The organism is Tunturiibacter gelidiferens, assembly GCF_051013345.1.
In the GTDB taxonomy this organism is placed as follows: domain Bacteria; phylum Acidobacteriota; class Terriglobia; order Terriglobales; family Acidobacteriaceae; genus Edaphobacter; species Edaphobacter gelidiferens_A.
Genome location: NZ_CP132939.1, coordinates 2,830,186 through 2,841,983 on the forward strand (window position 1 = coordinate 2,830,186; position 11,798 = coordinate 2,841,983).

Annotated in this window: 8 protein-coding genes and 2 pseudogenes; 3 read left to right on the forward strand and 7 right to left on the reverse strand. The window is 58.2% G+C overall.

Annotated features, from left to right (window positions below; genetic code table 11):
- Positions 1-27 precede the first annotated feature (27 nt).
- From RBB80_RS13990 to rpiA, 5 genes and pseudogenes are all read right to left on the reverse strand, one after another.
- Positions 28-1,053, reverse strand: coding sequence for a threonine ammonia-lyase (locus RBB80_RS13990; RefSeq protein ID WP_433968834.1), 1,026 nt, complete (start codon positions 1,051-1,053; stop codon positions 28-30).
- Positions 1,054-1,108: 55 nt separating this feature from the next.
- Entirely contained in the window at positions 1,109-3,010 is a 1,902-nt protein-coding gene (locus RBB80_RS13995; RefSeq protein WP_433968836.1) for a patatin-like phospholipase family protein, read from the reverse strand.
- Entirely contained in the window at positions 3,007-3,348 is a 342-nt protein-coding gene (locus RBB80_RS14000; protein WP_433968837.1) for a patatin-like phospholipase family protein, read from the reverse strand. Before RBB80_RS14000 ends, RBB80_RS13995 begins: the two co-directional genes overlap by 4 nt.
- Positions 3,349-3,588: 240 nt before the next feature.
- A pseudogene (locus tag RBB80_RS14005) lies at positions 3,589-5,255 on the reverse strand (ribonuclease J).
- Positions 5,256-6,111: 856 nt separating this feature from the next.
- Positions 6,112-6,869 (reverse strand): annotated as a pseudogene (gene rpiA / locus RBB80_RS14010) (ribose-5-phosphate isomerase RpiA).
- A gap of 179 nt (positions 6,870-7,048) precedes the next feature.
- Between rpiA and RBB80_RS14015 the strand changes: the two are divergent.
- The 3 genes from RBB80_RS14015 to RBB80_RS14025 all read left to right on the forward strand — a co-directional run bounded on the left by RBB80_RS14015 (position 7,049) and on the right by RBB80_RS14025 (position 9,723).
- Positions 7,049-8,077, forward strand: a complete 1,029-nt coding sequence (locus tag RBB80_RS14015) for a VTT domain-containing protein (RefSeq protein ID WP_433968839.1) — start codon at positions 7,049-7,051, stop codon at positions 8,075-8,077.
- 246 nt (positions 8,078-8,323) lie between these two features.
- A complete protein-coding gene (locus RBB80_RS14020) occupies positions 8,324-9,322 on the forward strand; it encodes a dihydrolipoyl dehydrogenase family protein (protein ID WP_433968841.1) in 999 nt (332 codons plus the stop codon).
- A gap of 47 nt (positions 9,323-9,369) precedes the next feature.
- The gene (locus tag RBB80_RS14025; RefSeq protein WP_433969667.1) at positions 9,370-9,723 is read left to right on the forward strand and encodes a hypothetical protein; all 354 of its coding nucleotides are present in this window, start codon (positions 9,370-9,372) and stop codon (positions 9,721-9,723) included.
- Between the two features lie 243 nt (positions 9,724-9,966).
- Here the strand turns inward: RBB80_RS14025 and RBB80_RS14030 are convergent, their stop codons facing one another.
- Together RBB80_RS14030 and dapA are read right to left on the reverse strand one after the other, a co-directional pair.
- Positions 9,967-10,812 carry a 2,3,4,5-tetrahydropyridine-2,6-dicarboxylate N-succinyltransferase gene (locus RBB80_RS14030; RefSeq protein WP_433968843.1) on the reverse strand — a complete coding sequence of 282 codons (846 nt, stop codon included), beginning with the start codon at positions 10,810-10,812 and terminating at the stop codon, positions 9,967-9,969.
- A 54-nt stretch (positions 10,813-10,866) separates the two neighbouring features.
- Complete coding sequence (gene dapA / locus RBB80_RS14035) at positions 10,867-11,787, reverse strand: 4-hydroxy-tetrahydrodipicolinate synthase (RefSeq protein ID WP_433968844.1); 921 nt, start codon at positions 11,785-11,787, stop codon at positions 10,867-10,869.
- Between the last annotated feature and the right edge of the window lie 11 nt (positions 11,788-11,798).

An 11,798-nucleotide genomic window follows, 5' to 3' on the forward strand; every position in this document is an offset into this window, starting at 1 on the left:
CGCGCGCAGCGGGCCCGTCCGGCAGGACTAAGCCTTCGCAACCAGCTCACCCTCCAACCGCTCCCGCAGCGCCGGCTCCAGATTTCCCCCACCTAAAATCACCGCCACCTTCTTCACCTTAGGCAACTCCTCCGCATGAAACAGAGCCGCCGCCAGCGTCACAGCCCCACTAGGCTCCGGCACCAGCTTCGTCGCACGCAACATCACCCTCATCGCCGCCAGTATCTCCTCTTCAGATACCGTAACGATCCCATCCACATACTTGATCACATGCGCAAAGTTCAACACTCCCATACTCTGCGTCCGCAGGCCATCGCCAATCGTCCGCGTGGTCTTCGCAGCAGGCCACTCCACCAGCGTCTTCGAATAAAAACTCTCCTTCGCATCCGCCGCCAGCTCTGGCTCCGCGCCCCAAACCTGCACCCCGGCACTCATCAACCCAGCCTGCGCTGCCAGCTTCACCGAAGTAGCCGTCCCACTCAGCAACCCGCCACCGCTCACCGGCGAGATCACCAGCTCCACGCCCGGCAACTGCTCCACAATCTCCAACCCGCACGTAGCCTGCCCCGCGATAATCTGCGGAGCGTCATAAGGCGGAATCATCGCATACCCAAACTTCGCCACCAGCTCTTCCGCCTTCAGCCTCCGCTCCGACGAAGCCGGCCCCACCTCCACAATCTCCGCGCCCAGAGCTCTTGTAGCTGCCTTCTTCACCTCAGGAGCATTCGCCGGCATCACAATCACTGCCTTCGCCCCCAGCGCCCGCGCCGCATACGCCACCCCCTGCGCATGGTTGCCGCTCGAATAAGTAATCACCCCACGCCGCAGCGCCTCAGGCGACAACTGCGCCACCATGTTGTAAGCCCCACGCAGCTTGAAGCTCCCAATCGGCTGCTCGCTCTCTGCCTTGACGTAGAGATCAAACTCCGGCTGCGCAAACTTACCCATCTGCAACCGCGCCCGCTCCACGCGATAAAGCGGCGTCCTCACCGCAACTCCAGCAATCCGCTCCTTCGCCGCCCGAATCTCCTCCAACGTCACAAACTCACTCATCAACCCAGTCTCCTCAGCTCATCGCCGCAGAGATAATACTATCCGCCAGACGCTGCTAAAACACTCGCCCCAATCCAAAGAACCACTTCCGGTGATCGCTATCCCCGATACTCGCTCCCCCGTAAAACGGTCCAAGAATCGTCTTCACTACCACTGCACCCGAGATATCGTTCGGCAGCGTCGGTGTCCCCGGAGACGCGTTCCACACCTTCCCAATCTCATAAAACCCTGCCGCATAAATCGAATCCCCGATCACCGGATTCAGCTTCACCAGCCGGTAAAGATAGCCCGCCTGCCCCAGAAAATAGTCGCTCCCCAGCAGCTCTCCGCGACCATACGCACTCAAACGCAGCGCGCCGCCCAGCGAAAATCCTGCCAGTCCAAGATTCGTCGCACCAAAGCTCGTCCCTCCCTCCATCGTGCCGAAGATAATGCCCTTCTCCCCCACCGGAGTAAAATGCGCAACCCGCGAATCCCACTGCGAGTACCCACCCTCGCCGAACGGTCTCTGCGTCGAGTAGGTATACTTCGTCAACAACTCCGACCCCTTCGTCGGAACCTGCACACTGTCCTGCCCCAGATATTGAAACCGCACGTTGCTCACAAACGGAGTCAGGTGAAAGATCTGCTCAATCGGCTGCCCCACGCGTAGCGTCTCGCCATACCACTGGTAGTCCTCTCCCACTCTCAACTCCGCCTTCGAGCTGAACCTATACCCAAGGTCGAACCCAAACCCATTCCGCTCCTCGGTGTACTCCGAGAGCTCCTGGCTTCCCGAATAGAACGACGTGATCGTGTGCGCATAGTACGCTCGCGGCGCAACGAAGTACCGTTTTGCCGCAATCAACGGCTGATACAACTCCCCGGCGATTCCCGCCACCTGCCCCACCGATGCGTCCACCCTCACCTCGGACCCCGGCCCCGTCAACCCGAAAAACGTAGCCCGTCCACCCAACCCAAGCTGGATGTCATTCGAGTCGTTCGACGCAAGCGTCAGGCCCACATTCAAAAAGGGCGGCCCATAATTTGTCAGCCGCGGCCGCACCAGCAACCCGGTCTTGTCCTTCTCGTCGAGCAGGTTGTAGCTGATACTCGAGTACGTTCCCGTGCCCTGCAAGTCCGCAATGGTGGTATTAATCCTGTCCGGATCGACCGGTTTCCCGACATACTTCATGAACTCATTCGCAACCTCTGCCCGCTGCGCCCCTTTGAGCCCATACACCGTTACAAACTGCGGCACCGGAACCCTTGTCCTTCGCCGGGCGTCCCGCTGCTTCACATAAGCCTGCCAGTCAGCATCGTTCAGCGCGTACTTCTCTAACTCCGCCGCATGCTCTTCCGCAACCTTCACGCCCTGCGGAATAATCTCCGCGCTCTTCTCGAATTCGCTCGAGGTGAACTTGCTCACATCCGCCTTCAGCAGAATATTCGCGTCCTTCATGCTCTTCAGCTCATTGGCCGAAACCATGATCGCCAGGTTTCTGCTCGCAACGCCCACCAGCGAATTGAAACTCTCCTTATTCACCGCCCCCGTATCCAGATACACCGCAATCACGATCTTCGCGCCCATCCCCCGCGCCACATCCACCGGCAGATTATTCACGGCCGCGCCATCCGAATAGACCTCCTCCCCATGCACCACCGGCGCGAATACCCCTGGGATCGACATCGTCGATCGCATCGCCTGCGCCAGAGATCCATCCTTGAAAACATGCTGGTCGCCCGTCGTAATATCCGTCGCCACGCAGCGGAAGGGAATCGGCAGATCATCGAAGCTCTTCAAATCGTAGTAAGGAAGCAGCGTCCGATCCAACAGCAAGCCCACCCCCGACCCTGAATTCAACCCGTTCGGCAGGCTCAATCCATGCTTCAGGCCAAACTGCAGCCGGTTAGGGAAAGCGAGTCTGTCCTCTTTGCGCCGATAGCTCAGCGCAGGAAACGGAACCTGCCCGCTCAACACCGCCGGCCAGTCGATTCCGCCAACAAATGTCCCAATCTCCTGGGGCTGTTTCCAGACGCATACAACCCGCCGATCAGGCCGCCCATGCTGGTTCCGGCCACATCGTCCACCGGAATATGATGATCCTCCATCCACTCAATCACGCCGATATGCGCGAAGCCCAGCGCTCCACCACCCTCCAACACCAGCCCAATCCTGGGTCGCGTGGGCGGCTCAACCACGGGCTTCTGCGCCTCAGTCGCTCCTGCGAATATTGCGGCGATCGCTATCGCTGCAAATATCCACCGGCAAAAAGCAATCTTCAACAGAGAGACACCTTGCCTGAAACCGCGCATCACCACTCCTGAGAGGCTTCGTTCACTCTCCAGCACTAACCGTTCGCGCTGATCCTACTATCCCCACACCCTGATCTCGACAGCTAACTTATAGGGGTAACCACCGCCCTAACCCGCATCAACACTCGCGAAATCAGATCTCGCGAAGTCGTTCTGGGTCCGCAACCACTCCTGGCAGAGCGAATCGAGACGCAAAAAAGCGCCCCATCAGGAGCGCTCTTTCTTCTTCCCGTTCGTTCGTCAGATCTCCAGAATCACCGGCATGATCAAAGGCCGCCGGCTCGTGCTCTTCTGGATATACCTCTTCAGATCATTCCGAATCTTCTCCTTGATCACGCCATAGTCGGCCTTCTCTTCCGCCGAAGATCCCTCAAGAGTCCGCTGCACCACCTGCCGTGCCTCACTGATCAAACCCTCTTCGGTCGCGATCGCCATACCGCGGATCACAATCTCAGGTGGATTCTCCAACAGGCCAGTCTGCTTATTAATCGCAATAATGGGCAGCACAATGCCATCCTCGCTCAAATGCTTCCTGTCGCGAATGACAATGTCTTCCACCACGTCCGTCGAAGTCCCGCCAGAATCGATGCACACTCGCCCAACCGTAACCTTCCCGGTCTTCGTGGCCGAGCCCTTATCGAACTCCAGAACGTCGCCGTCCTCCATCAAAATCGTCTTCTCCACCACGCCCATCGACGCCGCCAGCTCCGCATGACGCTTCAGGTGACGATAGTCTCCATGAATCGGAATGAAGAACTTCGGACGAACGAGATTAATCATCAACCTCAGCTCCTCCTGGCTCCCATGTCCGCTCACGTGGATCAGCCCCGACTGCCCGTCATCATGAATCACCCGCGCATCGCGCCGCTCCAGGTGATCGATCATCCGGTAAATCGACTTCTCATTGCCCGGAATCACCCGCGAGCTCAGCAACACCGTATCGCCAGCCTCGATATGCGCGAACTTGTGATTGGCCACCGCCGCCCGGCTCAGCGCACTCATCGGCTCCCCTGCGTACCGCTGATCATGATCAGCAATTTATTCGCAGGAAAATCACGAATCTGTCCCGGATTAATCACCAAACCCTGCGGCAAATCAAGATACCCAAGGTCCTGCGCAATCTCAGTCGAGTTATCCAGCGACCGTCCAATCACCGCAACCTTGCGCCCATGCTGATGCGCCAGCTCCATCGCCAGCCGAATCCGATGAATGGAAGAAGAGAAGCAGCTAAAGAAAAGCTTCTTCTTCGTCTGCGAAAAGATCTCGTCCAGCTTCGGCCTTACCGCACGCTCGCTCGGTGTATACCCGTTGCGATCGACATTGGTCGAATCCTGCAGCAACGCCAGCACGCCCTGCTTGCCCAGCTCGGCAAACGCATGCAGATCGAACGGCTTGTTATCCGGCGGCGACAAGTCAATCTTGAAGTCGCCCGTATGCAGCACCACGCCCACCGGCGTATGAATCGCCAGCGCCACGCAGTCCACCAGCGAGTGCGTCACCCGGATCGGCATGATCGAAAACGGCCCCAGCGTAATCCGATGCCCGGGAATCATCTCATTCAAATCCGCATCATCCAGCAGCCGGTGTTCTTCCAGCTTGCCCTCGACATACGCCAGCGTGAACTCGGTCCCATACACCGGAACGTTCAGTTCGGACAGAATCCACGGCAGTCCGCCAATGTGGTCTTCATGTCCATGCGTCAAAAGGATCGCGCGAACCTTCTCGCGGTTTTCAGTCAAATAGCTGATATCCGGGACAACAATGTCCACACCCAGCAACTCTTCTTCAGGAAACATCAGACCGGCATCAATGACAATAATGTCATCCTGCCAGCGGAGGGCCATGCAGTTCATACCGAACTCGCCAAGGCCACCCAGCGGAATCATCTTCAATTTATCTTGTGCCATCAATGCTTAAGCTTACCATCGCCCCCGGTTTCTCCTGTAAATCCACGTCATCCTCCTTTGTCGCTGTCCGTTCTTATCGCAAACAGCAAAACTTCGTCATCTCGACCGAAGGCGGCGTTTTTTGCCGCCGCAGTGGAGAGACCCCCGCATTTGTCTTTGCTTTTGTCGTTGCCTGTTCTCATTCCCAACCGCCAAGAGGACATCGTCATCTCGACCGAAGGCGGCGTTTTTTGCCGCCGCAGTGGAGAGACCCCCGCATTTGTCTTTGCTTTTGTCGTTGCCTGTTCTCATTCCCAACCGCCAAGAGGACATCGTCATCTCGACCGAAGGCGGCGTTTTTTGCCGCCGCAGTGGAGAGACCCCCGCATTTGTCTTTGCCTTTGTCGTTGTCTGTTCTCATGGCAAACAGCTCTTTCCACGAAATGCACGCTCTCCGGCGTCGACTAAGCACAATGTAAACTCTGGCGTATGCACGACTCGACCAAAGTAATTACAGGATTAGGCTGCATTTGGGGGCTTCATGCTCTCGGGCAACGCTCATCGGTTCGTTCACGATCGGAGCCAATGACACCGCTCCCGAGATTGTAGGACTAGTTCTGTATGGACTCACTCTCTTACCAGCGTGCATTTCGGCAATTTGGTACAGAAAGTTCGCGGCCATATGGCTTATGGCTCTGGCTCCTATCAGCGCATTTGGATTTATCTACTAAATAGTTGAAGAAACTGGCCCTGCAAAAGAGTACAGATCATTTCCGCGAGACTCAGCTTTCGCGCTCTTCGTGGCTGCAATTCCAGGTCTGTTGGGTATCTTGTTGCTACGAAGTGCTCGTCGTGAAGATCGCGAAATTTAGTTTCGCTACCGAGCGGCCTCAAGAACCTTGATCCCCTCAGGCCCGCCAATCACCACCCGACTCGCCATCCCCAGAAACAGCCCATGCTCCACCACCCCAACCGTCGCTTTCAGCTTCGCCGCCGCCTCATGCGCATCGAACCCAACCTGCGGCAGCTTGCAGTGCACAATGTAGTGCTTCCCATCCGTCACATAAGGTTTGCCATCATCGGTCACCCGCAACTCAGACTCGAACCCGAGATCCTGCAGCCGCTTCACCGTCGTCTCATACCCAAACGGCACCACCTCCACCGGCAGCGCAAACACGGCTCCCAGCGTCTTCACCAGCTTCCTCGGGTCCACCGCAATAATCAACTTCTTACTCGCCATCGCCACAATCTTCTCCCGAAGCAGCGCCCCCCATGCCCCTTGATCAGATAAAGCGTACCCTCCTGCACCTCATCCGCCCCATCAATCGTCATGTCCAGCTCGGGCAGATGCGCGAAATCGCTCATCGGAATCTTCAACTCCAGCGCCAGCTTCTGCGAAGCCTCAGACGTCGCGATCGCCTTGATCCGCAAACCCTCCGCAACCCTTCGCCCCACCTCTTCAATCACCAGCGCCGAAGTCGAACCAGTGCCAAGGCCCACGGCCATCCCGTCTTCGATCTGCGACGCAGCCCACACCGCAGCCCTGCGCTTGGCTGCATCGACCGAATTCGTCTGCTCAGGAGTACTCATGCCTTCCTTGATATCACGGGAAGATCGGTACCGGCAATCGCGCATCTCTTCGATGATCCGCGTCGCATTATGATGGGGATATCCATGAGCACGCTCCTCCAGAACCTGGGCAGAGAAAAGCTAACTTTCTTCTCCTCACAGTGAGAGAACAGATTCTTAACCCTGCAACTCCCCGAAAAGCGTGCAACCATTGCTATATTTCAAAGACAGGTAGACCGCTCTAAATGAATCTTGCCTTTCGACTCAGTTATCCGATTCTTGGACTGGCCGTGTTTGCCAGACAGCTCTGCCTTCCTGTTCCTGCAATCCTCTTCTTGATGACGGCGGGAGCACTTGCAAGAAGCGGAGATCTGCATCTAAGTCTGGTCCTCTGCGTTGGTGTAGTCGGTTGCCTTGCCGGTGACCTCGTCTGGTTCGAAGCCGGGCGTCACTGGGGGCGCCGCATCCTGCGGATCATCTGTGCCTTCAGCAGCGACCCGCAGTACACCGCACAAAAAGCCCGGGAAGCCTTCCAGCGTTGGGGCTTGCGCTCCCTGTTTGTCGCCAAATTTGTGCCTGGCTTGGATGGCGTTACCCCGCCGCTCGCGGGATTGGAAGGAGCCAGCAGGACTGCCTTTCTTGCGCACGACGCTGTTGGAGCTCTGGCTTGGGCAACGGCCTATACAGGTTGCGGCTTTCTCTTCGCGAAGAGTCTGGAGACGGTCGCGGCGACGCTGTCCCGGTTCGGAGATCTATTGGCTGCGCTCATCGGGATACCGTTAGCCTGCTACATCCTCTGGCGATCCTGGGTCATCATTCGAATGCTAAGGCGTCTGCGGCTACGCAGAATAGCCCCTCTTCTCTTGAATCAAAAGCTCTCTTCCGGAGAGAAGTTTGTGATCATCGATCTCCTCAGCTTTGACGAGGAACGCCAGGACAGACCAGGGATTCCTGGCGCGTTTCGTATCGATCCAGCCCGCTTACGCGCTCGATCAAAGGTCATCTCTCCCAAAGATCTGGGAATCATTCTGTACTGCTATTCCTCCAGTCAGCTGACAAGCGCCCGCGTCGCCGTATCTCTAAAGAAAAAGGGGATACTCAGCGTGTGGATCCTGGAGGGAGGACTGGCTGCATGGGAAAGCGCGGGTTTACCTGTCACTTCAAAGCTGAGTACCGAGCAAGAAGTGGCAGAACGCTTCGGCATTCAAATTCTCGATCATGAGACAGGCCAGCAACTCTATCCCGGAACCCCCACTATCGGCACTTCCAAATAGCACTTCGACCTCGAGCTGACCGACACGTCGGATCGCTCCAGCAGGTCGCGGAGATGACGACCGGCATCAAGCAATGCCAAAGCACTCCTCTCCGGAACATAGGTGCCGACGAGTGCGGCCAATTAGCGCGGCCGTGACGGAGGCGCTGGCCAACTCAGCTTATGGCGCGATAATAGGAGCCGTCTGCAACCTCCAGTGCATCTGAAAAGCGCCGCGATTATTAGGTTCAATCTCACGGAGATTCCTATGTCCACACCGGAACAGTACGACGCACTCATCATAGGCAGCGGAGAAGCCGGAAAATATCTCTCCTGGCATCTCGGCTCTCAGGGCAAAAAGGTCGCCAACGTCGAAGACAAGCGTCTCGGCGGAGCCTGTCCCAACGTAGCCTGCCTGCCCAGCAAAAACGTCATCCACTCCGCCAAGGTCGCCTCCCTGTTCCAGCGCGGCTCTGAGTTCGGCATCGTTCACGGCGACTGGCGCGTCGACATGGAGGCCGTCAGCGCCCGCCGCCAACGCATGATCGATGGTCTCCGTGACATGCACCTCACCAACTACACAAAAAATAACGTCGAGATCGTCATGGGCTTCGGCCGCTTCATCGCCGAAAAAACCATCGAGGTCGCCCTCAACGCCGGTGGCACCCGCACCCTCCGCTCCGATTCCATCTTCCTCGACACCGGCTCCCGCGCCACCATCGACCCCATCCCCGGCCTCGCCGAATCCACTCCGATGACCCACATCGAAGTCCTCGAACTCACCACCCTCCCCGAACACCTCCTTATCCTCGGTGGCGGCTTCATCGGCCTCGAGCTAGCCCAGGCCATGCGCCGCTTCGGCTCCAACGTCACCATCATCGAACGCAACCCCACCCTGGTCCATCGAGAAGATCCCGACGTCACCGAAGCCCTGCACCAGCTCTTTGCGGACGAAGGCATCGACATCGTCACCAACGCCGGCGTCATCCGCGTCGAAGGCACCTCCGGCAAATCCGTCATCGTGCACCTCAGCGACGGCGGCAAACTCGAGGGCACCCATCTCTTAGCCGCCACCGGTCGCACCCCCAACACGCAGAACATGGGCCTGGACCTGGTCGGCATCAAGACCACCCCGCCGGTCATTTCCAGGTCAACGACCGCCTCGAGACTACCGCACCCGGCGTCTGGGCCCTGGGCGACTGCGCCGGCTCCCCCCACTTCACCCACGCCTCCTTCGACGACTTCCGCATCATCCGGGACAACTTAGCCCAAGCCAGCCTGGCCGGAGCCAGCCGCACCACCAAGGGCCGCCAGATCCCCTCGGTCACCTTCACCGACCCCGAACTAGCCCACGCAGGCCTCACCGAAAACGAAGCGAAGAAGCAGGGAATCGCCTACCGCCTCGGCAAGATCCCCATGGCCGCCGCCCTTCGCACACGCACGCTGGACGAAACCGGAGGCTTCATGAAGGTCCTCATCGCCCCTGACGACCGAATCCTCGGCTTCACCGCCATCGGCCCCGGCACCGGCGAACTTCTCCCCGTCATCCAGCTAGCCATGTCCGCCAACCTGCCTTACACCGCCGTCCACAACCTCATCCTCACCCACCCCACCCTGTCCGAGGGTTTCATCAACCTCTTCAACACAGTCCCAAACAAACACGCATAAACACCGAGCCCGAGCAGTGTCCCTCCCGACCAAAGGGAGGGCCACCGCAGACAGTTGTCAGCGAAAACAAGGTATACGCGCCACGAAGTGGCCGCCCCACGCGCAGTGGGCCCGTCCGGCAGGACGCGGTAAAAAATAAACTTCAAAATCGTGGCGTATTTTTAGACACCCAAAAAACAGCATTTAAAACACCACATCAGCCACGCAAAACACCACAAACTCACCACGATTGACCACCACAAATCAGCGCAAAATCTCCTCTAACACCAAAGAAAGCTCAGTTTTCTCATCCCGATATTTAACAATCACCGGAGCCGCCAAACTAAGCCCCCACTCCGCGCCCTTGCCCTTCGAAACCGCCCGCGACCCCGGCACCACCACCGCCCCCTCAGGAATCACCAGCGGCATCTCCCCCGTCGCTTTATAAATCTTGCCTTTCACCAGGTCATACACCGGAGTCCCCCGCGTCAACACGGTTCCAGCCGCCAGCACCGCACGCTTCCGCACCACGGTCCCCTCATAAACCCCAGTATTCCCGCCAATCAAACAATCATCCTCAATAATCACAGGACTCGCATTCACCGGCTCCAACACCCCGCCAATCTGAGCCGCCGCACTAAGATGCACCCGCTTACCTACCTGCGCACAACTTCCCACCAATGCATGTGAATCCACCATCGTCCCCTCGTCCACATACGCCCCAACATTCACGTAAGAAGGCGGAATCAATGCGACACCCTTAGCCACATACGCCCCACTCCGCGCACTCACGCCACCCGGCACCACACGCACCCCATCCGCCACCTCAAACCGCCTTACCGGATACGTGTGTTTATCGATAAACCGAAGCGTGTCTCCACCCATCTCCATCATCGTTCCAATGCGAAACCCCAGCAAAATCCCGCGTTTCACCCACCCATTCACGCGCCAGCCAAGCGGCACTGAGGCATCCGGCTCCGCAGCCCGCAACTCGCCCGCCTCCAGCTTCCCGCGCAACTCAAGAAAGCTCGCCTCCGCCTCAGCACTCCCAATCGCCGCCGCGCCCTGCGCAAACCAATGCTCAATTCGTTCCTGCAAAGTTCCGTTCAAAACATCATCCTCGTCTCTCAATATCTCGCGACAATCAAACATCTCGATCGCAGCCTAGAACATCCGCAGATCTCCACCAGAATGAGGAACCCCCACCAGCATTCCCAACTCGCCCACCATCCGCTCCAGCCGTCTCCGCGTCGCATCCGACACCGGCACCATCGGCAGCCGCAGCACATCCTCCCCACGCCCCAGCATATGCATCACCGCCTTCACCGGAGCAGGACTCGCTTCCCAGAAATGCGCCTGCATCAGCCGGAAGAATTGCCGGTTGATCCGCCGCGCATCCACCCAGTCGTTCTCGAGAGCGGCCCTTACCATCCGCGCCATCTGCACCGGAATCACATTCGAAGCCACCGACACTAGTCCCGCTCCACCCAAAGCCAGCACCGGCAACGCCAGCCCGTCATCTCCCGCAAACACCTTGAAGCTCCGCGGCGCCGTCGTCAGCAACTCGGTGATCTGAGCAATATTTCCGCTCGACTCCTTCACGCCAATCACATTCTTCAGCTCCGCCAGCCGAAGCACCGTCGCCGGCTCCAGGTTCGCACCCGTTCGTGAAGGAATGTTGTACAGCAGCACCGGCAACTCCGTCGCCTCTGCGATCGCACGAAAGTGCTGATATTGCCCCTCCTGACCAGGCCTGTTGTAGTAGGGATTCGCGGACAAAACGCCTGCCAACCCATGGACTTGAGACAGCTTCTGCACCCGCGCCACGGCCTCTTGGGTCGAGTTATGCGTGCAGCCCCCAAAAACCGGAACCCGCCCAGCCGCGGCCGCCACTACCACCTCAATGGTCCGCAACCACTCGACTTCACTCAAAGTTGAAGCCTCGCCGGTCGTCCCACAGGGCACAAGGAAATCGATCCCGCTCTCGATCTGCCACATCACCAGCGCGTGCAGCGCAGGTTCGTCTACGCTGCCGTCCCTGCGAAAGGGAGTCACCAGTGCCGTTCCACAACCCATCAATTCCATAATGACTGCAA